Here is a 22,330-nt window from a genome sequence, read left to right as displayed (position 1 = left end):
TGTGCCAGCAACAGCGCGGAACCGGCTTTGCCGGGCCGCAGCTGTTCTCCCCTGTAGGGGAGAGGCCGTTACGCGAAGCGAAAAGGCAACAGGGGGGTGCTTATTTTTTAACGGTCATCCATTTGAAGAACATGAAGTTATCGGCCAGCTGGACCAGCTCAACCTTCTTGTTCATGCCCCAGGCCAGCGATTGCTGATGCAGCGGAATGTGTCCAACGTCTGCCCCGTGGATTTCGAACGCTTCTTTAATCATGGCATTGCGCTTGGCTTTGTCGGTTTCGGACTGGATTTTTTTGGTCAGCTCGTCCACCTTCGGGTTGCAATACGCGCCCAGGTTGAACTGGCCGGCGCCTTTGTCGTCGACGCAGGCGACCAGCGCGTTCAGCGCGTTGTGGGCGTCATAGGTGCCCGGTGTCCAGCCCAGCATGTAAAAGCTGGTGTCACGGCGCAGGATCTTCGGGAAATAGGTGCCCTTGGTTTCAGCCTGCAGGTTGATCTTGACGTTAATGCGGGAGAGGTTGGCTGCCACTGCCTGGCAAATCCGGCTGTCGTTCACGTAGCGGTCGTTGGGGCAGTTCATGGCCACTTCAAAACCGTTGGGGTAACCGGCTTCAGCCAGGAGTTTTTTGGCAGCCTCGGGATCGTAGGGCAGGCGCTTGTTCTGGTCGGCCTGAAAGCCGTTGATGCCGGGGCCGATCAGCAGCGCCGTCGGGTTGGCGCCACCGCGCATCACCGTTTTCTTGATGCCTTCAATGTCGATGGCCTGGTAGACGGCCTGGCGCACGCGCTTGTCCTTGAACGGGTTTTTTCCCTTCACATTCGAATAGAGCAGTTCGTCGCGCTTTTGGTCCATGCCCAGGAAAATGGTACGCAGCTCAGGGCCTGCCTGGACGCGGGTGCTGGCGCCGCTGTTGACGCGGTCAATATCCTGCACCGGCACGGGTTCCATCACGTCGACTTCACCGGAGAGCAACGCAGCCACCCGCGTGGCGTCATTGCCGATTGGTGTGTAGACCACTTCCTGGACGTTGCCTTCAATCTTGCCCCAGTAATTGCCGTTGCGGACAAAAGTGGTCCGCACATTGGGCTGGCGCTCACGCACGCGGTAGGGACCGGTGCCGTTGGCGCGGAAGGAGGCGGCGTTTTCGATGCCTTTCCGGCGGTCAACCGGTCTGGTCGCCTGGTTGGTTTCACACCACTTCTTGCTCATGATGTAAACCAGTGACAGCACTTCGGGCAGGATGGGGAAGGGCGTCTTGGTCTCGATTTCCACGGTGTGGTCGTTGATCTTGCGCACTTCCTTGAGGTCGTTGGTGTAGCTCTTCATGTCGGAGCCTTCAGCCTGCGTGCGGTTGATGCTGAACATCACGTCATCGGCGGTGAACGGAGTGCCGTCATGAAACTGCACGCCCTTGCGGAGCTCGAAGCGCCACACATTGGGTGAGGTCTGCTTCCAGGCGGTTGCCAGGCCAGGCGCCAAACTCAGATCCTTGTTGCGAATGACCAGCCCTTCGAACGCATTGCCTGTCACGCTGAGCTGCAGCGACTCATTGAATGAATGCGGATCCATGGACAGCGCGTCGCCCTGGTTGGCGACCCGCAGGGTTTGCGCCGAGGCGGAAAAACTGACGGTAGCGAGAGTGCACAGCATGGCAGCTGAAAGCAGGTTAGGCTTGAATTTCATCAGGAACTCCTTATGGAAACTGGGAAGGGATGAGGACGTTGCGGGCTAAAACAGTGAGCGTGAAATACCGCTAGTGGGCGGAATTGCCGATGCGCAGCCTGGGGTCCACTGCAAAGTAGAGCAGGTCGACGACCAGGTTGATGACCACAAAAATCAGCGCAATGAGGCACAGGTAAGCGGCCATGACAGGAATGTCGGCAAAGGTCACTGCCTGGATAAACAACAGGCCCATGCCGGGCCACTGAAAGACGGTTTCGGTGATGATGGCAAAGGCGATCAACCCGCCCAACTGCAGGCCGGTAATGGTCATCACCGGCACCAGCGTGTTGCGCAAGGCATGGCCAAAGTGAATGGTCCGGTCGGACAGGCCCCGGGCCCGCGCGAACTTGATGTAGTCGGTGCGGAGCACCTCCAGCATCTCGGCGCGCACCAGCCGCATGATCAGCGTGAGCTGAAAGACGGCCAGCGTCACGGCCGGCAGCACGATGTGATGCCAGCCCTTCGCAGTAAGCAGGCCGGTGGTCCACCAGCCGATCTGGACTGTCTCACCCCGCCCAAAACTCGGGAACCAGCCCAGGCCCACGGCAAACACCAGGATCAGCAGGATGCCGATGAGGAATGTCGGCAGTGACACGCCCAGCAGGGACACGGTCATGAACACCTGGCTCATGAAAGAGCCGCGGCGCAGCGCCGAATACACCCCCATCGGGATGCCGATCAGCAAGGCCATGAAAGCCGCCACCAGCGCCAGCTCCAGCGTCGCGGGAAACCGTTCGGAAATCAGGCGCGACACCTTGGCGCCCTGGCGCAAGCTGAGGCCGAATTCGCCCTGTGCGGCGTTGACAAGGAAATGCCAGAACTGGACAACGAAGGAGCGGTCCAGGCCGAGGTCGGTGCGCAGCTGGCTGATCTGCGCCGGTGTGGCGTCCTGCCCCAGAAGGAACACCACCGGGTCGCCGACATGCTGGAAGAGCATGAAGGCAATCAAGGCGACCACGACCATCACGATCGCGGCCTGGATCAGGCGGCGCAGAATAAAAGCAAGCATCGGCCAGGAGAAAAAGTGTCGGACGATACTAGCAGAGCAACAGTCGTGCCGACACAGGGGTTTACTTTAGGGTTAAAGAAATTCGCAATTTGCGATAACCCGCCCCAAACCGGCGCTTCCCCTATTTTTTGGGGCAGCGTCCAGCTTTCTTTCAGTGCGTTGCCCAGGCCAATACAGCCGCGCCAACTGCCGGGGTGCCAGTGGGTCGGCCCTGTCTCCGGGTTCTCAAAGCCGCTGCAGTTTTTTGCGTACCAGGTGAATGTTGCTGCGCAGGGCATACAACTCGTCCGTGTAGGACAGCGGTACCGTGATTTTCTCGACGCGGCTTTCCAGGCTGTTGAGCTCCTCCAGCAAGGCGGCATTGCCGCTGCCTTCGCCGGAGCCGTCTACGCGGTTTTCAATGTCGCGCAACTGCCCATACCAGCGGAAGATGCGTGAACGCACACGAAAGGCGTACAGCGGCGGAATGATGCGCGACAGCGGCAGCATGATGGCGATGATGATGCCCATCACCAGCCACATCCGCTCGATCAGGTTGGCCACCCAGAAGGGCAGGTAGCGCTGCAGCACGGGCGTGCCGTTCGTGATGGCGCGCTCGGCCTCTTTGGTAATCGGTAATTCGCTGTTGTCGCGGTTCGGGTATTCGCGGGCTCCCTTGAACCAGCCGGCCCCGCCGTGAATGCCATTGCCGGCCTGGGCCAGCAGTTGCTGCAGCGCCGGATGGGTGCCGGAGCGTGTGATCAGCGAGGTGGTCGATGCGACAAGCCGCACGTCATCGGGCGGTATGTTGCCCGCCAGGTCCACCACACCGCGCGGCAGGCGGGTCGGCGTCAAAAATGCAAAACGCCTCGAATAGGCTTCGCTCTGGGCGAAATTCATGAGCTTCACGCCCGGGGTCTGAAGCAGCATCTGCACCATCAGCGACTCGGGGGCGGACGCGAACACAATGGCGTCCAGCTCACCGCCCAGGAAGGCCACCGTCGCGGGTGTTTGTTCCAGCCGGGAAATGGTCATCGCCGCGGGGTCGATGCGGTTGCTGTCGAACAGCTTCGCCATCAGGCTGGGCACACCGCTGCCCGGTGTGCCCAGGTTGACGCGCAGCCCCTGCAATTGTGTGAGGGACGTGAGGCTCGCGTCTTCCGCCGCGTCCGCGGGGTCGGCCTTCACAGCGCGCCGGCCGCCCGGTGCCTTCGCGGCCCGCGCTGCTGCGGCCACCTTGCGCGCCGCATCCTCGCGGTAAAACAACCAGAGCGGCTCCACAAACAGGCTGCCCAGCGAGGCCAGGTTTTCTTCATCCTCGGCGGTGTAGTCGCTGGTGCCTCCCTGAACAAAACCGACATCCACCTTGCCTTCGCGCAGCAGCTGCAGGTTGGCGGCAGAGCCTTCCGAAGGCACAAGGACCACCTGGATGCCCTCCGGCGCCAGCGCCTTGGCGTAGCGTTTGCCAAATTCTTCGTAGGCGCTTTGCGCCGGGCCGGTCGCCAGGGTCACCCGCTTGGGCGGGTTCGGGTCCAGCCACCAATACGCCAACACCAGCAGCGCCGCCGCCAGCAGGATGAAAGGTCCGGCGGAGACCCACAGATCGCGCAGGGACAACAGGGTGTAGCGTATGGTTTTGGGCATGCGCCGAACCATAGCATGCGGCCGCTGCCAGCCTGCGGGCAAAGTTTGTCTATTGGTAAAAATGGCCTGCAGGCCAATCAGGACGGGCGCAACCAGCTATCAAAATGAGAGCGACCCGGCAGCCGACCCAGCAGGCCTTTTATTTGCCTTATTTGCCGGGTTCAATGGACATGACGGTGAAGGTTCCGTTGATCCTGTCCACGGTGAAACTAACCTTGTCTCCCGCTTTCACTGTGTCCAGCATTGCAGGGTCCTTGACCTGGAACACCATGGTCATGCCAGGCATGTCCAGGTTCCTGATCTCCCCGTGCTTGAGGGTGATCTTGCCGGCCTCCTTGTCGACTTTGCGGACTTCACCTTCGGTCAGCGGCAGGGCCGCCTGCGCCAGGGCAAGCGATGTGGCCAGCGCGGCAAAGAGGGCCGCCAGCATGCGGTCAAAACGTTTCATGGGAAATCCTTTCAGGTGCGGTGATAACTTTGGTAAATGCGCGTGGTGCCATCACGGTTAACCAGCAGCACGTCATACGGGTCTTTGCGTCCGCCATAAAGCGGTGCGTCCATGCCGGGCGAACCTACCGGCATGCCGGGAACGGCCAGGCCCACCGCCTGCGGGCTTTCCTTGAGCAGGCGGTAAATTTCGCGGGCCGGCACGTGGCCTTCCAGTGCGTAGCGCTTGCCGGCCAGGCTGACTTCAGCGGTATGGCAGGAGCCGAGCTTTTCCGGAACGCCCAGCCGGGCGCGTGCTGCCGTGTTTCCGCTGTCATGCACGCGTACGGCAAAGCCGTTGGCCTCCAGGTGCGCCACCCAGTCTTTGCAGCAGCCGCAGTCAGGGTCTTTCCAGACTTCGACGGGTACTTTGGCCTGGGCCCACAGTGCCGGCGCAAGGGCAGGGGTGCTTGCAAGCGCGGCTATCGCCTGGATGAGTTGTCGTCTTTGCATCATGGGTACTCCTTTGTGGACGGGTCAGCGGGCCGCAACCGTGATCTTTCCCACCATGCCCGCCTGGTAGTGGCCGGCGACCAGGCAGGCGAAATCGAATTCACCGGCGCGGTTGAATGTCCAGACCAGCCCGCCTGACTTGCCTGGCGGCACATGCGCCATGTAGGGCTCGTCATGCTCCATGCCCGGAAACTTCACCATCATCGCCGCGTGCTCGTCGAGATCCTTTTGGGTCCCGATCACCAGTTCATGCAAAAGTTTGCCGCGGTTCCTGATTTCAAAACGCACGGTTTCGCCTTGCCTGAATGAGAGCTTGTCGGGTGTGAACCGCATGTTGTCGTCCATGGCCAGCGTGACGGTGCGCGTGGCTGCGCCGGCGTCCCCCGCGATGCCCCATGGCTTTTGCTCTTTCGCCACCGGGGTTGCCTTGGGACTATGGACGGCGTCGCCATGGGCGAAGGCCGGTGCGGTTGAGACGGCCAAAGCAATGGCAAAAAAGGAGGTGTTGAGGAAGGGGATAAATGGTTTCATGGCGTGGTCCTTGCGAATGAAAGTTAAAAGGTCGAGGTTCAAGGGGTCAAATCCAAAGTCAAATCAGTGCTGGTGGCCGGAGTGTCCGGCCGCTGCGCCCGGTGCATCGCTGTAGCCGCGCAACTCCGCGTAAAGGTTTATCTGCTGCGGTGTCAATAAACCGGCCTGTTGCAAATGCGTATGCAAGTGCGAGGCACGCAGCCGGGCCTGGAGCAGGCCAATCTCCCGGGTCAGCACACCAAGCTGCGCCGCGTCCACCTGACGGCTGGCAAAGGCGCGATCCAGGTCACGCTCGGCCTCCACCAGCCTGGCGCCCAGCGCGCGAGCCTCGGCCTTGTGCTGGTTCATCAGTGCTTCGCTGGCCTGCTTTTGTGCGCCGCTCAGCGCAAGCGGGACGGCCAGTTCCAGCACATGCATGGGGCCTGGGTAGCCGTTCAATTCAGCCGCTTTGGCTTGTTCCATGCCTTTGCCCGCCAGAAGGTCGGCGGTTTGCGCCTCCGACAGGGCCTTGATGCCGCGCGTTTGCTGGCCTGCGTAAGGGCTTGCTGCGCGGCTTTCGCCGGTTGCCTGGCCGTGTTGGGCAAACAAGGCTGTAGCGCCCGACAGCAAAGCGCAAGCAGCTATCAATTTAAGAGCATTGTGGTTTTTCATGGTGTTCCTGAAAGGTTGGGTCAGTGGCCGGTATGGCCCTGGGGTTTACGGATGTTGATTTCAGTGCCGCCCGCAGGTGCGGCCGGGTTACCAGCGTGGGGGCGGGTGGGGTCCGGCAGCGCGCCCTTCCATTCGTAAGCCTGCGTGCCGGCCGGCTGCCGGTACCAGCCTGGGTCTTTGTAGTCACCGGGTTTCTGGTCCCTGCGCACTTTGAGCATGCTGAACATGCCGCCCATCTCCACGCCGCCGTAAGGCCCCTTGCCGGTCATCATGGGCGCGGTGTTGTCGGGGATCGGCATCTCCATCTCGCCCATGTCGGCCATGCCGCGTTCACCCATCACCATGTAGTCGGGCACGGCCTTCTGGATTTTCCTGACGAGGCCGCGGTGGTCCACGCCAATCATGGTGGGCACCTCATGCCCCATGGCGTTCATGGTGTGGTGGCTTTTGTGGCAATGAAAGGCCCAGTCGCCTTCCTCGTCGGCCAGGAATTCAAACTGACGCATCTGGCCCACCGCGACATCCGTCGTCACCTCCGGCCAGCGGGCCGCGCGCGGCGTGGGGCCACCGTCGGTGCCGGTCACCGTGAACTCATGCCCGTGCAGGTGCATCGGGTGGTTGGTCATGGTGAGGTTGCCCACGCGTATGCGCACCTTGTCGTTCCTGCGCACCACCAGCGGGTCTATGCCGGGGAAGATGCGGCTGTTCCAGCTCCACAGGTTGAAGTCGAGCATGGTCATGATCTTCGGTGTCATGCTGCCGGGCTCGATGTCGTAGGCGTTGAGCAGGAATACGAAGTCGCGGTCGACGGCGTCGATGAGCGGGTGTTTTTCCCGAGGGTGCGTGACCCAGAAACCCATCATGCCCATGGCCATCTGCGTCATTTCGTCGGCGTGCGGGTGGTACATGAAAGTGCCCGGGCGCCGTGCGACGAACTCATACACAAACGTCTTTCCCACCGGGATCGCCGGCTGGTTCAGCCCGGCCACACCGTCCATGCCGTTGGGCAGGCGTTGGCCATGCCAATGGATGCTCGTGTGTTCGGGCAGCCTGTTGGTGACGAATAGACGGACGCGGTCGCCCTCGACGACCTCAATCGTCGGACCTGGGCTCTGGCCGTTATAGCCCCACATATGGGCCTTGAAGCCCGGGGCCATCTCGCGCACCACGGGCTCCGCCACAAGGTGGAACTCTTTCACGCCGTTGTTCATGCGCCAGGGCAGCGTCCACCCGTTCAGCGTGACGACCGGGTTGTAGGGCTGGCCGTTGGGCGGCGCCAGCGGCGGTGCCGTATCTGCCTTGCCCATCATCACGGGTTCCGGCAGCGCGGCCATCGCCACCTTGCTGATGGACGCGGCAGCAACCGCCGTCAGCGCCGTGCGGTTAAAGAAATTTCGTCGATTCATGGGATTCCTTGTTGGGATGGGCGCTCAGTGGGCTGCGGCCGTGGTGGCGCCGGTTTTGCCGGAGGCGGTGCGCGCGCGCGGCCCCGGTGATCCGCCGGTCAGCACTGTCTGCAGGTCGGCCTCGGCCAGCCAGAAGTCGCGCTGCGCCTCGATGGCGCCGGCGGCAGCCATCGCCTGCGCGCGGGCGCCGGCCAGCAGGTCAAAGACGCTGGCAAGCATGCCGTTGTAGCGCAGCACCGTTTCGTCCTGGATGAAACGGTAAAGCGGCATGACCTCCGTCTGGTAGTGGTGCGCCAGGTCGTAGGCCGTGCGGTAGCGGTGGTAGGCCTCACGCGCCTCACTGCGCGCCCGGACCGCCAGTTCGCGCACGCGCGCTGAATTGCCCAGGGTGTCCCACAAGCCGTCGGCGCCGGGTTGTGGCCGCACCGCCCGCTGCCCCGCCCATTGCGCACTCGCCAGGCGCAGGTCCAGCCGTTGCTCCAGCACGCGGCGTTCGATGTCCGGCATGTCCTGCACTTGCGCGGGAAGGTCGGGCAACCGTTCGGGCAAGGTGAAGCCTGCTTGCACGCCCCACAGTCCCATCACCACCACCAGTTTTTCGCGCTCGCTGAAAGCGGCCTGCCGCGCGCGCGCCAATTGCGCCGCGGCATCGGCCACCAGCAACTGTTCGCGTGCCTGTTGCAGCTTGCTCCAGTTGCCGGCGCGTGCCATGCGCCGCGCCAGCTCGCCGCCGGCCTCCGCGTTCTCCCTGGCTTCTTCCATGAAGCGCGCAGTTTGTGCTGCGGCCACCGCGTTGATCCAGGCTTTGCGGGTTTCGTTGGACAGCAGGGTGACGTCTTGCGCGGCCTTGAGTTTTGCCGGACTGGCCGACACGGCATCCGTGATGTTGATGCCTTCACCGGCCAGCGACAGCTGCAGGCCTGGGTTATTGAGCAGCGCAATGCGCACCGCGCTTTCTGCGCTGAGCGGGCCTTTCAGCAGGTCGGCAACGGCTGCGGTGGGGTCTTTGCCCGGCCGCGCGATGCGCACAGGAGGCGCAGTGCCGGGGCCGCCCGGTTGCGCGGTGGCCAATGCCTGCAGGCCATTCACGCCGCCATCGGGCACTGCCGTTGTGCAGCCCGTGAGGACCAGCATGAGCAGCGCCAATGAACCCAGCCGTGGAGCGATGCAGCGTTGGCCGGCAGCGGAGGTCATGCCGGGCCTCATGGTTTCGAAGCGCCAGGCGCCGCAGGTTCGGTTCGTGGTGCTGGCTGGGCCTCTTCCCATTTCAGCAGGTCGGCATGCCCCTTTTTGAACTGGCCCGCGGTGGCGTTGGATTTTTTCCAGTCGTCGCTGGCTGCTTCCACGCCTTGCGGGCGGTTCACAAATACCGGCCGATATACGGCGGAAGGCACCGGCGTGGCGGGGTTGGCGGCCTGCTCGGTGGGGCGAAGGTTCACCCGCGGATAGGGCTCGGCCTGTCCGTGGGCTCTGGCAAACGCGGTCAGAAACAACGCGGCGGCCAGCGCCGTACGCGGGCCAAAAATAAAATGGGTCGTCACAAGAATCTCCTGAATACAAGCGGGCAATCTGTGAAAGATCGCGGTTATCCGGCGTCACGGGCTTGAAAAGCCCCGCCGGACGGCTGGTACAGGCCCAATACGGGCCTGGATATCAGGAAATGGGTGGTTTTTGGCCCAGCACGGCGTCGGCGCTGGCGAACTGGTCTAGCGCTGGACGCAGCAGGCTGCGCCCCTGGAACACGGGGCTGTGGTCTGGCGCAGCAAGCGACAGCGCCACCGTATGGCAGGCCTGGCATGCCGCGCAGGAATCACAGCCGGTATCGCTCGACTGGGGCGCGCTGTCGGGTGTTTGCCCTGCGCAGTCATGCATCACCATGCTTGCTTCGGGCGGCATTTCTTCATGACCCAAATGGCTTTCAGCGCCCATGTGATGGGCGGAAGCAGCTATTGTTTTTGTAGCGGCGTCATCTGCGGCGCCATGCTGCCGGTGTTGTGCATGGGCGGCAGCCATTTGTGTCGCCATCGCATCGCCCACCCAGCCGCGCAGGGGCAGCAGGGCGATCATGAGGGCGAGAAGCAGGTGGCGCATGAATGAATGATAGGGGATCTGCCTTGAAAGTTCCTGGGCCGATTTTGTAAATTTTGTTCTGGTACCCCAGCACATTCGACGGCACCCGCTTGCCATCGCGGAGCCGTCGGTGGAAACTGTCGTCATTGTTCGTGACTGGAAATCCGTCTTTTGAAACTTCATCCCATGCTGTCAAAGCCCGGCGTCGCAGCCGCCCTGGCCTCGGCCTCCCTGTTCGGCGCGGGCACACCGCTGGCCAAGTCGCTGCTCGGCCAGGTCAATCCCTGGATGCTTGCCGGGCTTTTGTATCTGGGCTCCGGCCTGGGTCTGGCCATTTACCGCCGCCTGCGCGGCGCAGCCCGGCCGCAACTCAATCCCGGTGAGCTTCGCTGGCTGGCCGCTGCCGTGCTGTGTGGCGGCGGGCTCGCGCCCGTGTTGCTGATGTACGGGCTTTCGGCAATGCCTGCCAGCCATGCGGCCCTGCTGCTCAATGCCGAGGCCGTATTGACCGCCGTGCTCGCATGGATGGTTTTCCGGGAAAACGTTGACCGCCGTATTGCGGCGGGCATGGCCGCCATCGTGGCGGGAGCCCTGCTCCTGAGCTGGCCGCAACAGGGCGTTGCCGTGGCTGCGAGGCCAACCGTCAGCACGCTGTGGCCCGCGCTCGCCGTGATTGCAGCCTGCTTTTTCTGGGCGCTGGACAACAACTTCACGCGCAAGGTCTCGTTGATGGACGCCTCCTGGATTGCCTGCGTGAAAGGGCTGGCGGCCGGCCTCACCAATCTGTTGCTGGCTTTTTTGGCGGGCGCGGCTTTGCCGGGCATGGCCAAAACCTCCGCTGCAATGGGCGTTGGCCTGCTGGCTTACGGTGTGAGCCTGGCGCTTTTTGTGGTGGCTTTGCGGCACCTGGGCGCATCGCGTGCCGGCGCCTACTTTTCGACGGCGCCTTTTGTGGGTGCATTGTTCTCTGTGGCCTTTCTTGCGGAACCCATCACCTGGCAACTTGTATGTGCCGCCTTGCTGATGGCGGCGGGCATCTGGCTGCACCTGAGCGAGCATCATGCGCACATGCACCGTCACGAAGCGTTGGAACACGAACACCTGCATGCGCATGACGAACACCACCCGCATCCGCACGCCGCGGCGGTTACCGGCATGCATTCGCACCTTCACCGCCATGAGCCGCTGGCGCACAACCATGCGCATTACCCTGACGCCCATCACCGCCACGGGCATTCTGCCGGCTGAGAAAGGGCAGCCCTGCGCCGTCTGGCGCCTTCAGGCCTTTTGAAGTTGCAGCCGTGCCTTGTCGATCCAGAGCTGCAGGCTGTCCAGCAATTCCTTCTGGCTGAATGAGCAGCTTTCTTCGGTAAAAAGCGCGGCGGATTCCAGCCGGTTCAGCAGCTGCGACAGCACCTCATTGAAGCGCGCCGGCAGGGCCTGTGCAAGGCGCTGCTGCTGCGCGGCCAGTTGCGCGAAGCCGCTCACGCGGATGCCGTCATCGCGAAGTTGCTGCAGCGCAGCCTGCAATGCTTCAAGCTGGTGTTCGGGTGTCATGGTGTGCAGATTAAAGACATGGTGGGCAAGACAGCTTAAACAGCAGCAGACGCCTGCACCCGGGCGGGCATGCGGTCAAATACCAGCGTCAGCATGGCCAGCAGGCCAAAAGGCACGCCAACCCAGCCCAAATGGGCAAAGCCCACGCGGTCGAGCAGCGCGCCGCTGGCGACGGCGCCCAGCGCTGTGCCCACGTACAGCATGGAGCCGTTGAGGCTGAGCAGCAGCGGCGCCTGTGCCGGTGACAAAGTGGCCAGCCGGCTTTGCTGCGGCGCCATCAGCCCAAAACCTGCAATGCCCCACAACACCAGCACGGCCATGGTGGCCGGCACGTGGCCGCGTGTCAGCGGCAGCAGGCACATCATCGCCACCAGCACGGCCAGCTGCACGCGCATGCTGCGCAATGCGCCGAAGCGATCGGTGGCCCAGCCACCCATGAGTGTGCCGGCAACACCGGCCAGGCCGAAGACGGCCAGCGTGGCGGAAAGCTGCGTTGAACTCATGGGGTTGAGCGCCTGCAGGACGGGGCCGACGTACGCAAAAACGCTGAAGATGGCGATGAAGTACAGCAAGGTGCGGCCCCACACGCGCAGCACCGCGGGCTGGCGTGCGGCGGCGCGAAAACCCGCAAAGCTGGTGCCCGCGCTGGCCATGTCGGCGGGGATCAGCCAGCTTGCCGCGACCAGCGCAGCCAGGCTTGCCCCGGCGGACAGCCAGACCGGCACGCGCCAGCCGAACTCGAAGCCCAGCCACGCGCCTATCGGCAGGCCGACGGCATAGCTGATGCTCATGCCCAGGAAGGTGATGGACAGCGCCCGGCCGCGCAGGGCCGGCACCACCATGCTGACTGCCAGCGCCGATGCGGCGGCGGTGAACATGGCACCCGCGCCCATCAGCACACGGCCCAGTAGCAGCAAGGGAAAGTTGGGTGCGATGGCGCAAACCAGGCAACCGGCCGTGAACAGGCTGAGCGCCAGCTGGACGGCGCGTTTGCGCGGCCACCTGGCCGTGAGAATGATGAGCAGCGGCGCCAGCACGGCAGTGGCAATGGCGTATGCCGTCATGGCCTGGCCGGCGGCGGCTACGCTGATACCCAGCGAAGCGCTCATGGGCTGAAGGATGCCGCCGAGTACAAAAGCCCCGCTGCCGATCACGAGATTGCACAGGGCGAAGAAGTAGAGAATGGGCGGCATGGAGGTCATGGCGGCAGGAATCCGGTGGGCGGGTCTGGACGGTGAGCAGAAGCCTGCAACGCGGGTAATAGGCGATTGGGCAATAAATCGGCCTCCAGCCCAATAGGAGCAAGCGCAAGCAGCTATCAAATTGAGAGCAAGAAAAAAACGTACCCGTTATTGTGCGGGAAGTCACCCAACCCTGCAGGGGTGGGGAAAAGGCAGCCGGCGTGGCGCCTCAGGCTGGTGGAACCCAGGGCCCATTGACGGGCAGGGCCGATGCACTTTGCAGCACTTCCAGGTCCACCGGCTGCGGCGTGTTGTCGCCCGCACCCTGGATTTTCACAATGTCTTGCGGGCAGGCGGAAAACGCCACAAAGCAGTCCATCTCGGCGCGCAAGGTGATCGAGTCGCCGGCCTTGGTCACGGTGGGCAGGGTTTTGAGCGTGATGCCGTCAGGCTGCACCTGGATGTTCATGAAGATGTTGAACGACGCGAGAAGGGGGCGCGGCGGCGTGAGGCCCAGCGCGAACATGCCTTCGAACATGTTGTCGCAGCAGTTGCGGTGGTAGCCCTTCACGCCCAGCAGCTCATAGCGGCGGCGGTCGCAGGCGGCCATGAAGGTGTCATGCACGCCGGGCGAGGTGTCTTCAACGACGGTGAGGATGGGGTGACGCTGGTTGCTGACGAAAGAGTCGCCAACCACAGGGTTCAGGCGCTGGTTCCACACCCGGGTGGTTTCCATGCACATGTACTCACTGAGGTCGTAGGCGTTGAAGGCCCAGCAGTCCACCACCTGCGTGCCATGGGTGTTGATGACTTTGACGGCCTGCCCGGCCTGAAGGCGCAGCGCTTTGCCGTGGCCGGCGGGAACATGCAGAGTGCTGGGCGTCGCGGAAGGTGTCATGAAGGGCTGGACCTACTGGATCATGCCGAGAAATTGTTTCAGCTCGGCGGTTTGCGGGTTGGAAAACACCTCGTCGGGCGGCCCGATCTCGTGCACGCGGCCCTGGTGCATGAAGACCACGCGGTCGCACACCTTGCGCGCAAAGTTCATCTCATGCGTCACCATCAAAAGCGTCATGCCCTCGGCGGCCAGGCTTTCCACCACCTGCAGCACTTCGCCCACGAGCTCCGGGTCCAGCGCCGAGGTGATCTCGTCGCACAGCAGCACCGAAGGCTGCATGGCCAGCGCACGTGCAATCGCCACTCGCTGCTGCTGGCCGCCCGACAGCTGGTCGGGCCAGGACTCGAATTTTTCAGCCAGGCCGACACGTTGCAACAGTGCGCGCGCATGCTCTTCGGCGGGTGCACCAGGAGTCTTCTTGACCAGCGTGGGCGCCAGCATGATGTTCTTGCCGACGGTAAGGTGCGGGAACAGGTTGAAACTCTGGAAGATCATGCCGACGCGCTGGCGCAGCTCSCGCATGACCTGCGGGTTGTCRTGCAGCAGGTGCTTGCCGTCCACGCGGAGGGTGCCGCTTTGGAAGACCTCGAGGCCGTTGATGCAGCGCAGCAGCGTGCTTTTTCCTGAGCCGCTTTTGCCGATGATGGCGATCACTTCGCCGGCCTTGACTTCGAGGTCAATGCCTTTCAGGACCTCATTGGCGCCGAAGCTTTTGCGCAGCTGGTTGATCTCGACAAGAGTCCGGTCGGACACTGTGGTTGCGGCAGGGGATGGTGCGACGTTAGCGTCCATTGCGGGCTTTCCTCTCAAGCTTGCGGGCGTACAGGGAGACGGGGAAACACAGCGCGAAGTACATCAGCGCGACGCAGCTGTACACCACAAAGGGTTTGAAGGTGGCGTTGGTGATCATCGTGCCGGCTTTGGTCAGCTCGATAAACCCGATCACTGAGGCCAGCGCGGTGCCCTTGATGACCTGCACGAGGAATCCGACCGTGGGCGGCACAGCGATGCGCACGGCCTGTGGCAGCACGATGTATTTCAGCTGCTCACCGAAATTGAGCGCCAGGCTTTGCGCGGCTTCCCACTGGCCTTTGGGAATCGCGTCGACGCAGCCGCGCCAGATTTCGGCGAGGTAGGCGCTGGTGTAGAGCGTCAGTGCGACTGCGGCTGCTACCCAGGCCGGCACGTTGATGCCGAAAAGCGCCAGGCCAAAGTAGGCCAGGAAGAGCTGCATCAGCAAGGGTGTTCCCTGAAACAGCAGCACATAGCTATCGAGCGCGCGACGCGTGATGAGTGCCGCCTTCTGCGCGCCCGGCACCGCGCGGGTGGCTGACAAACGCCCCACCAGCAGCAGCATGCCGACGATGCCGCCGCCCACAAAGGCGACGAGCGACAGCACAACGGTCCAGCGCGCTGCAAGCAGCAGGTTGCGAAAGATGTCCCAGACGGAAAATTCAATCATGGTGTGCCTGTCCTTTTTCAGTCAGCGCCCGAAGAGGAACCTGGGCCCCATCCAGTTGAGTAACTTGCGTACCGCGATCGATAGAACCAGATAGATCAGCGTGGCGATGATGAACGCTTCAAACGCGCGAAAGTTGCGGCCCTGGATCAGGTTGGCGGCGTATGAGAGCTCCTGCGTCGAGATTTGCCCGCACACTGCCGAACCCAGCATCACGATGATGATCTGGCTCACCATGGCGGGCCAGACTTTCTTGAGCGCCGGCGGCAGCACTACACGGGTATAAATCTGCACACGATTGAGCGCCAGGCTTTCGGCAGCTTCAATCTGCCCGCGCGGCGTGGCCTCAACCCCGGCGCGGATGATTTCGGTGGCGTAGGCCGAGAGGTTGATCACCATCGCCAGCACTGAGGCTGTTTCGGGCGAAAGCTTGAAGCCCGCTGCCGGCAGGCCGAAGAAGATGAAAAACAGCTGCACGATAAAGGGCGTGTTGCGGATCAATTCCACATACGTGCCCACCACCCAGCGCAGCCACGTCGGCCCGCTGGCGCGCGCCCAGGCAAACGCCATGCCCATGAACATGCCCAGCACCGACGAGATCGCCGTCAGGCCCAGCGTCCAGGCGACGCCGATGGCCAGCAATGGCCATTGGCTGAGGACGGCCATAAAGTCGAGTTCAACACGCATGCTTCACACCCCCTGTTGCGGTTCGCTTCGCTTCGCGTAACCGCCTCTCTCCTTGCAGGGGACGCTGCTGGCGGCCCGGCAAAGCCGGTTCCGCTGCGGCCGTTTGCATGGAGAGGGGTGGAATGCGACGGTCATAAAAAGACCTCGTGCTGTTCAGTCAGCCAACTTATTGAGGTAAGTTCCCTGCGGGACGACCGAGCCATTTGACAGCCATCTTGTCGAGGTCGCCGTTTTTCTTGGCTTCGGCGATCACTTCGTTGACCTTCAGGCGCAGCTTGTCTTCGCCCTTGGCCACGCCGATGAAGTTGGGGCTGTCGCTGAGCAGCAGCTTGTACTCGGTGTTCAGCTGCGGGTTCTTGGCCATCATGTTGCCGGCCACCGAGGCGCCCGTGGCGATCAGTTGCACCTGGCCGGCGGTGTAGGCCGACACGGTGGTGTTGTTGTCTTCAAAGCGCTTGATGTCCACGCCTGCTGGCGCGACCTTGGTCAGTTCCTGGTCTTCCAGGGCGGCGCGCGTGACGCTGATGCTCTTGCCGGAGAGATCGGCAAACGACTTGACGTTCAGGCTCTTGGGGCCGAACACGGCCTGGAAGAAAGGCGAATAGGCGACGGTGAAGTCGATGACTTTTTCGCGGTCGGGGTTCTTGCCCAGTGTGGAGATCACCAGGTCGGCCTTTTTGGTCTGCAGGTAGGCGATCCGGTTGGCGCTGGTGACGGGCACCAGTTCGATTTTCACGCCGAGTTTTTGCGCGATGTAGCCGGCCATTTCAACATCCAGGCCCTGCGGTTTCAGGTCGGTTCCCACCATGCCGTAAGGGGGGAAATCGGTCGGGATCGCGATCTTGATCTCTTTGGCCTTCATGATGTCGTCGAGCGCGGATTGCGCATGGACGCCGGTGGCGCCCAGCACGGCGGCTGCGGCAAGTGCCAAAGAAAAAACGCGTTTGCTGGAATTCATAGCAGGGCTCCAAGGTAGGTTGAGGAATCTTCTGGGGGTTTGGCCGAAGCACGGCCGGGCTTGCGAACACGGGATGCCGGGGAGGAAGCCGGTTTGCTGCTGGAGTTCTGTGCCTCCAGCGGGCTCAGTGCACTGCGCAGGTGTGACAGCGGGTCGCCCGCGCTGGTCTGCAATTTGAGCGCGGCCTGAACGCTGCCAATATGGGCCTGCATCAGCTTCTCTGCCTTGGCCAGGTCACCTTTTTCAAGCGCCTGCACGATCTGCACATGCTCTTCGCACGACTGCGCCGCATCGTGCGACGATTGGTAGAGCATGGCGATCAGGGTGGTACGCGCGGTGAAGTCCCGCAACGTGTCGGCCAGCAGGCTGTTGCCCAGGCATTCAGCCAGGCAGACATGGAAGTCGCCCAGCAGGAAACTGCGCAGGCCCACGTCGTCACCCTTGAGTGCGGCTTTTTCCCGGGTAAGGTGGCTTTTGAGCTGCTTGATGGCAGCCTTGCTCACATCGCCGGTGCAACGGATCAGGCCCATTTCGATCACGCGGCGCGCCTCGAAAGCTTCGCGCGCATCTTCCTGCGAAGGCTCGATGACGTACCAGCCACGCCGGCTGCTGACCGTGACGATGCCGCGCACCGCCAGCCGGGTCAGGGCCTCGCGCACGATGGTGCGGCTGCAATCAAACAACATGGCCAGCTGCTGCTCGCCCAGGCGCGCGCCGGGCGCGAGCTTTTGCGCCATTACAGCTTCAATGATGCGGTTGGAAATGTCGGAGGCGGTGGCCATGCTCCAGACAGTGCATATCCCGTGCCAGCCGCCAAAACTGGTTCAATCAACTGGTATACAAGCCATGTGCACCTATCTGGCGTGCCAAAAGGCCCGGCTTGCGGGGTTTTGGGGCTGCCCGCACCAGAACAGGGAATGGCATGGCCCATGCCCGATGCCGCGGCTTGCCGCGCGGGGGTGATCAGTCCAGCTTTGCGCCCGAAGCCTTGACCGCCTGGGCCCAGCGCGGCATTTCGGCGGCCAGGAACTGGGCGAATTCATCGCTTCCCATGAAGGCCGGGTCAGCCCCCTGCGTCACCATGCGGTTGCGAATGTCCGGGCTGGCCATCACCTGCCTGAAAGCATCGCTGAGTTTGGCGGTGATGTCCCTGGGCAGGCCCGCAGGTGCCAGGAAGCCGTAAAAGCCGACCACCTCAAAGCCCTTGATGCCTGATTCAATGACCGTTGGAATGTCGGGCAGGGCCGGATTGCGCTCCTTGCTCGTCACGGCCAGCGCGCGCACCTTGCCCTGCTTGTGGTAATTGGCCGCCTGTGGGATCGATTCGCCCATGAACTGCACCTGGCCTGCCATCAGGTCGGTGAAGGCCGGGGCGCTTCCGCGGTAGGGGATGTGGACCATAAACAGCCCGGTGGCATTTTTGAACATCTCGGGCACGAGATGGCTGATGCCGCCGTTGCCGGCTGAGCCATAGTTCACCTGGCCTGGCCGGGCCCTGGTGTAGGCGATGAATTCCTGCAGGTTGTTGACCGGCAGCTTCGGGTTGACCAGCAGGGCCAGCGGCTGCATGGCGGTGCGGGCGATCGGCGTAAAGTCTTTGAGCGTGCTGTACGGCAGTCTGCTGTAGAGCCCGGGGTTGATCACCATGACGCCGGTGTTGGCCAGCATGAGCGTGTAGCCGTCGGGCGCGGCTTTCATCACATCTTGTGCACCCACGGTGCCGCCGGCGCCGGATTTGTAGTCAATCACGATGGGTTGGCCCAGTACCGCCTGCAGCCGTTCGGTCAACAGGCGTGCATGCTGGTCCAGCGGACCACCGGCCGGAAAGCCGATCACCACGCGGATGGGTTTTTCAGGAAAGGCCGCCAGGGCAGGGGAAGAGAGCAGTGCGGTAAAGGCCAGCGTGCACGCCAGAACGAAGGTCTTGCGGCGAGGTGTCAAAGAGGCGGGCGAACAGGTCATGGTGTCTCCTGGTGTGTTCTGCTTTGTGTCGGATGTAATGGTGAGGCAGGGAGGCCTTGGCGATGAAGCGCAAAAGCATGACCCTTCCGGGGCGGCCGTGCGGGGTACAACCCATCATAGTGAGCGCCGGTCGCTCAGGTGACAGTGTTTTATCAGGAGCTTCCCCGATGTGAGCAGTGCAAACTCGCGTTAGGCTTTATTGCAGGTCCCTGCCCGCGATTCTTTTTTTTGCAGTTCCTTTTTCAGGTCTTTCTGGAGTCCTTCTTGTCCCTTACTTCGCCTGCCGACAATCCTGTACAGGGCGCCGCCGTACCTTCCGGTCCGGCCCAGCGCAACCTGCACTACCAGGTCTGGCCCAAACGACTGCCGCACAGCATCACGCCGCCGGCCACTTCGCTCTGGCATAACCTGTCGGTGAGCGCCTTGCGCTTTCCGGACAAACCCGCGCTGGTTTTCTTCAACCGCGTGCTGAGCTATGGCGAAGTGATGCGGCAGGCTGAGTGCCTGGCGGCCACGCTGTACCGCATGGGCGTACGCCGCGGGGACCGCGTGGTGCTCAACATGCAGAACTGCCCGCAGTGGGTGATCGCGCACTTTGCCATCCTGCGGGCCAACGCCGTGGTCGTTCCCGTCAATCCGATGAACCGGGCCGAAGAGCTCAAGCACTACATCACCGACCCGGACGCCAAAGTCGCCATCACCTCAGCCGACCTGGCGCTCGAGCTGGTCAAAGCCAATGCGCAGCTTGCGGCCGGCGAGCGGCTGGCCCACATGGTGGTCACGCATTACAGCGATGCTTTTGACATTGAGCCACAGGGCAGCGCCGATGCGTCGATGCCCGAAGCCTGGCGCGACTGGCTCGGTACGCGGCATGCGCTGCCTGTGCTGCAGGGCGGCGCGGTGATCGACTGGCAGGAAGCTGTCGGAAGTGCAGGCGAGTTGCCCCCGCACATCGCCACACCGCAAGACCTGGCCGTGCTGCCCTACACCAGCGGCACCACCGGCCTGCCCAAGGGCTGCATGCACACACACGCCAGCATCATGCACAACGCGGTGGCCAGTTGCCTGTGGGGTGGCAGCACGTTTGAAAACGTGACGCTGTCCGTGGTGCCGATGTTCCACATCACGGGCATGGTGTCTGTGATGCACGCGGCCATTTACGGCAGCGCAACGCTGGTCATCATGCCGCGCTGGGACCGCGAGCTGGCCGGCCGCCTGATTTCGCATTGGCGCGTAACGCACTGGACCAACATCCCGACCATGGTGATAGACCTGCTGGGCAGCCCGAACTTCGCGGCATTTGACCTGAGCAGCCTCGTCTACATCGGCGGTGGCGGGGCGGCCATGCCGCAGGCCGTGGCCCAGCGTCTCTGGGAACAATACGGCCTGCGTTTTGCCGAAGGCTACGGCCTCACGGAAACCGCGGCGCCCTCACACAGCAACCCGTATGACGCCACCAAGCAGCAATGCCTGGGCGTGCCCTTCGTGAGTTGCGACGCGCGCATCATCGACCCGAGCACCCTCAAGGAGGTGCCTCAGGGGGAGCAGGGCGAAATCATCATGAGCGGGCCGCAGGTATTTCAGGGCTACTGGAAGCGGCCCGACGCGACGGCTGAGGCCTTTATCGAACTTGACGGCAAGCGTTTCTTCCGTTCCGGCGACCTGGGCCGCATGGACGAGCAGGGCTACTTTTTCATCACCGACCGGCTCAAGCGCATGATCAATGCCTCGGGCTTCAAGGTCTGGCCGGCTGAAGTGGAGGCGCTGATGTTCAAGCATCCGGCCATCCAGGAGGCCTGCATCATCAGCACCAAAGACGCCTACCGCGGCGAGACGGTCAAGGCGGTGGTCGTGCTGCGCCCCGCCGCGAGGGGAACGGTCAGCGAAGAAGACATCATCGGCTGGTGCCGGGATAACATGGCAGCTTACAAATACCCGCGCGTGGTGCAGTTTGTGGATGCGCTGCCCAAAAGCGGTTCGGGCAAAGTCATGTGGCGCGCACTGCAGGAAGCCGAGCTGCGCGAACCCTGAACGTCTCGGCCGCCGCGCCTTGCTACGACGCCATGTCTTGTTGGAGAACCCGTTTTGAAAATCACTTCGGTCAAGCCTTTCATCCTGCACGTGCCGGTGACGGGCTCGCAGATTGCCGACAGCACGCACACCATTTCGCACTGGGGGGTGGTCGGTGCACAGATAGATACGGACAACGGCCTCACCGGTTACGGCTTCACCGGCACCCACGCCCACCTGCCGAGCGACCAGCTCATCACGCGCTGCATTGAAACCTGCCACGCGCCGCTGCTGATCGGCGAAGACGCGGCAGACATCCAGCGGTTATGGCTCAAGCTGGCGCGCAACCCTGCGCTGCAATGGGTGGGGCGCGCCGGCATCACCACGCTGTCACACGCCGCCATCGACATCGCCCTTTGGGATCTGAAGGCCAAGGCTGCGGGCGTGCCGTTGTGGAAGCTGCTGGGTGGCCAGGTGCGCGAGAAGGTGCGCGCTTACAACACCGACATCGGCTGGCTCAGCATCCCTGATGACCAACTGGTGGCGGGGGCCAGGCGCGCAGTCGATGAAGGCTTCACCGGGATCAAGGTCAAGATAGGTTCCAGTGTTGACCGCGACCTGAAACGGCTGGAGACCGTGCGCCGCGCCATCGGCCCCGCCATCACGATGGCGACGGACGGCAACGGCAAATGGGACTTGCCCACCTGCCAGCGCTTTTGCCGCGCCGCCGAAGCTTTTGACCTTTACTGGATTGAAGAGCCGCTCTGGTACGACGATGTCAAAGGCCACGCGCAACTGGCGCGCAGCACCAGCATTCCCGTCGCGCTGGGCGAGCAGCTCTACACCCACGATGCGTTTGCCGAATTTTTTCACCAGGAAGCGATTCACTGGGTGCAGCCCGATGTGACGCGGATGGGCGGCATCACCGAAGTGCTGCGGGTGTGCGACACCGCGCATTCCTTCCGGCTGCCGGTGGCGCCGCACGCGGGCGACATGAGCCAGGTGCATGTGCATCTGAACCACGCGCACCCGGCGTGTGCGGTACTTGAATACATCCCCTGGATCAAGGACTGCTTCCTGGAGCCCGCACAAGTGGTGGACGGCCATTTCAGCTTGCCGCAGCAGCCGGGCGCCAGCACCACCCCCACGGAAGCAGCCTGGGCCAGGTACCGCCAGCCGGCATCCTGAAGTTGTCTGCATGATTTTAGTAAAAAAGTGGCTGCAAGCCATGATGGACAAGCGCAAGCAGCTATAAAAATAGTAGCAAATTCCTGCGGGGTTGTGCCGGATTTTGCGGTCAGGTATCGTGCTGCACTGTCAACCTAACCAACGCGGCGCTTGAGACGCCTTTCCTGCATGGCCAAACCCGCTCCGCCTCTTGCTCCGTTACCTGACCTTGACGACAAGCCCCTCGACGGCTGGCGCTTGCGCCTGTACACCATCATCTTTGAGGCCGACACCCGTGCCGGGCGGCTTTTTGACAAGACGCTGATTGCTCTCATCCTGGTCAGCATCGCGGTGGTGATGGCCGATAGCGTGCAGGCCATCCATGCTTCGCACGGACGGGCGTTCGCGGCGGTCGAATGGATTTTCACGCTGCTCTTCACCGCTGAATACATCGCGCGCCTGGTGTGTGTGCGCAAGCCGCTGCGGTACGCGACCAGCT

23 protein-coding genes and 1 pseudogene are annotated in these 22,330 nt (G+C 62.8%); 4 read left to right on the top strand and 20 right to left on the bottom strand.

Features of this window, described 5'->3' with window-relative positions; all coding sequences use genetic code 11:
• Window positions 1-100: 100 nt before the first annotated feature.
• The 11 genes from AC1D0Z_RS06415 to AC1D0Z_RS06365 all read right to left on the bottom strand — a co-directional run bounded on the left by AC1D0Z_RS06415 (window position 101) and on the right by AC1D0Z_RS06365 (window position 9,973).
• Window positions 101-1,684: an ABC transporter substrate-binding protein gene (locus AC1D0Z_RS06415; protein WP_477657406.1), complete on the bottom strand. Its 1,584-nt coding sequence runs from the start codon at window positions 1,682-1,684 to the stop codon at window positions 101-103.
• Window positions 1,685-1,754: 70 nt separating this feature from the next.
• On the bottom strand, window positions 1,755-2,732 hold the full coding sequence (locus AC1D0Z_RS06410) for an ABC transporter permease (protein ID WP_477657405.1): 978 nt from the start codon (window positions 2,730-2,732) through the stop codon (window positions 1,755-1,757).
• Between the two features lie 225 nt (window positions 2,733-2,957).
• Window positions 2,958-4,355: a TAXI family TRAP transporter solute-binding subunit gene (locus AC1D0Z_RS06405; protein WP_477657404.1), complete on the bottom strand. Its 1,398-nt coding sequence runs from the start codon at window positions 4,353-4,355 to the stop codon at window positions 2,958-2,960.
• Between the two features lie 148 nt (window positions 4,356-4,503).
• Complete coding sequence (locus tag AC1D0Z_RS06400) at window positions 4,504-4,803, bottom strand: copper-binding protein (protein WP_477657403.1); 300 nt, start codon at window positions 4,801-4,803, stop codon at window positions 4,504-4,506.
• A gap of 11 nt (window positions 4,804-4,814) precedes the next feature.
• On the bottom strand, window positions 4,815-5,294 hold the full coding sequence (locus tag AC1D0Z_RS06395) for a DUF411 domain-containing protein (RefSeq protein ID WP_477657402.1): 480 nt from the start codon (window positions 5,292-5,294) through the stop codon (window positions 4,815-4,817).
• A 24-nt stretch (window positions 5,295-5,318) separates the two neighbouring features.
• Window positions 5,319-5,825: a cupredoxin domain-containing protein gene (locus tag AC1D0Z_RS06390; RefSeq protein ID WP_477657401.1), complete on the bottom strand. Its 507-nt coding sequence runs from the start codon at window positions 5,823-5,825 to the stop codon at window positions 5,319-5,321.
• 63 nt (window positions 5,826-5,888) lie between these two features.
• Window positions 5,889-6,476 (bottom strand): Spy/CpxP family protein refolding chaperone, encoded by a 588-nt coding sequence (locus AC1D0Z_RS06385; RefSeq protein ID WP_477657400.1) that lies wholly within the window; start codon window positions 6,474-6,476, stop codon window positions 5,889-5,891.
• Between the two features lie 20 nt (window positions 6,477-6,496).
• Window positions 6,497-7,882, bottom strand: coding sequence for a multicopper oxidase family protein (locus AC1D0Z_RS06380; protein ID WP_477657399.1), 1,386 nt, complete (start codon window positions 7,880-7,882; stop codon window positions 6,497-6,499).
• Between the two features lie 24 nt (window positions 7,883-7,906).
• A complete protein-coding gene (locus tag AC1D0Z_RS06375) occupies window positions 7,907-9,076 on the bottom strand; it encodes a TolC family protein (RefSeq protein ID WP_477657398.1) in 1,170 nt (389 codons plus the stop codon).
• Window positions 9,077-9,084: 8 nt separating this feature from the next.
• Window positions 9,085-9,423 (bottom strand): hypothetical protein, encoded by a 339-nt coding sequence (locus tag AC1D0Z_RS06370; protein ID WP_477657397.1) that lies wholly within the window; start codon window positions 9,421-9,423, stop codon window positions 9,085-9,087.
• A 112-nt stretch (window positions 9,424-9,535) separates the two neighbouring features.
• Complete coding sequence (locus tag AC1D0Z_RS06365) at window positions 9,536-9,973, bottom strand: hypothetical protein (protein ID WP_477657396.1); 438 nt, start codon at window positions 9,971-9,973, stop codon at window positions 9,536-9,538.
• A gap of 165 nt (window positions 9,974-10,138) precedes the next feature.
• Here AC1D0Z_RS06365 and AC1D0Z_RS06360 point away from each other — a divergent pair, with 165 nt between their 5' ends.
• Window positions 10,139-11,200, top strand: a complete 1,062-nt coding sequence (locus tag AC1D0Z_RS06360) for a DMT family transporter (RefSeq protein ID WP_477657395.1) — start codon at window positions 10,139-10,141, stop codon at window positions 11,198-11,200.
• Window positions 11,201-11,230: 30 nt separating this feature from the next.
• Here the strand turns inward: AC1D0Z_RS06360 and AC1D0Z_RS06355 are convergent, their stop codons facing one another.
• The 9 genes from AC1D0Z_RS06355 to AC1D0Z_RS06315 all read right to left on the bottom strand — a co-directional run bounded on the left by AC1D0Z_RS06355 (window position 11,231) and on the right by AC1D0Z_RS06315 (window position 18,654).
• Window positions 11,231-11,509: a hypothetical protein gene (locus AC1D0Z_RS06355; protein ID WP_477657394.1), complete on the bottom strand. Its 279-nt coding sequence runs from the start codon at window positions 11,507-11,509 to the stop codon at window positions 11,231-11,233.
• 35 nt (window positions 11,510-11,544) lie between these two features.
• A complete protein-coding gene (locus AC1D0Z_RS06350) occupies window positions 11,545-12,711 on the bottom strand; it encodes an MFS transporter (RefSeq protein WP_477657393.1) in 1,167 nt (388 codons plus the stop codon).
• 208 nt (window positions 12,712-12,919) lie between these two features.
• Window positions 12,920-13,588: a DUF1989 domain-containing protein gene (locus AC1D0Z_RS06345; protein WP_477657392.1), complete on the bottom strand. Its 669-nt coding sequence runs from the start codon at window positions 13,586-13,588 to the stop codon at window positions 12,920-12,922.
• 12 nt (window positions 13,589-13,600) lie between these two features.
• A complete protein-coding gene (locus AC1D0Z_RS06340) occupies window positions 13,601-14,380 on the bottom strand; it encodes an amino acid ABC transporter ATP-binding protein (RefSeq protein WP_477657391.1) in 780 nt (259 codons plus the stop codon).
• A complete protein-coding gene (locus AC1D0Z_RS06335) occupies window positions 14,370-15,050 on the bottom strand; it encodes an amino acid ABC transporter permease (protein ID WP_477657390.1) in 681 nt (226 codons plus the stop codon). The genes AC1D0Z_RS06340 and AC1D0Z_RS06335 overlap by 11 nt, the downstream gene beginning before the upstream one ends.
• Window positions 15,051-15,071: 21 nt before the next feature.
• Window positions 15,072-15,734 carry an amino acid ABC transporter permease gene (locus AC1D0Z_RS06330; protein WP_477657389.1) on the bottom strand — a complete coding sequence of 221 codons (663 nt, stop codon included), beginning with the start codon at window positions 15,732-15,734 and terminating at the stop codon, window positions 15,072-15,074.
• A 166-nt stretch (window positions 15,735-15,900) separates the two neighbouring features.
• Window positions 15,901-16,692 (bottom strand): transporter substrate-binding domain-containing protein, encoded by a 792-nt coding sequence (locus AC1D0Z_RS06325; RefSeq protein WP_477657388.1) that lies wholly within the window; start codon window positions 16,690-16,692, stop codon window positions 15,901-15,903.
• Complete coding sequence (locus AC1D0Z_RS06320; protein WP_477657387.1) at window positions 16,689-17,474, bottom strand: GntR family transcriptional regulator; 786 nt, start codon at window positions 17,472-17,474, stop codon at window positions 16,689-16,691. The genes AC1D0Z_RS06325 and AC1D0Z_RS06320 overlap by 4 nt, the downstream gene beginning before the upstream one ends.
• 181 nt (window positions 17,475-17,655) lie before the next feature.
• Window positions 17,656-18,654, bottom strand: coding sequence for a Bug family tripartite tricarboxylate transporter substrate binding protein (locus AC1D0Z_RS06315; protein ID WP_477657386.1), 999 nt, complete (start codon window positions 18,652-18,654; stop codon window positions 17,656-17,658).
• A gap of 336 nt (window positions 18,655-18,990) precedes the next feature.
• Here AC1D0Z_RS06315 and AC1D0Z_RS06310 point away from each other — a divergent pair, with 336 nt between their 5' ends.
• From AC1D0Z_RS06310 to AC1D0Z_RS06300, 3 genes and pseudogenes are all read left to right on the top strand, one after another.
• On the top strand, window positions 18,991-20,685 hold the full coding sequence (locus AC1D0Z_RS06310) for a long-chain fatty acid--CoA ligase (protein WP_477657414.1): 1,695 nt from the start codon (window positions 18,991-18,993) through the stop codon (window positions 20,683-20,685).
• A gap of 54 nt (window positions 20,686-20,739) precedes the next feature.
• The gene (locus AC1D0Z_RS06305; RefSeq protein WP_477657385.1) at window positions 20,740-21,852 is read left to right on the top strand and encodes a mandelate racemase/muconate lactonizing enzyme family protein; all 1,113 of its coding nucleotides are present in this window, start codon (window positions 20,740-20,742) and stop codon (window positions 21,850-21,852) included.
• Between the two features lie 168 nt (window positions 21,853-22,020).
• Window positions 22,021-22,330, top strand: a pseudogene (locus AC1D0Z_RS06300) (ion transporter); the annotation flags it as partial.

It is taken from the genome of Polaromonas sp. P1_E3 (genome assembly GCF_056405935.1).
The sequence above is the reverse complement of the archived record's forward strand: the minus strand, read 5'-3'. Positions and strand labels throughout refer to the sequence as shown.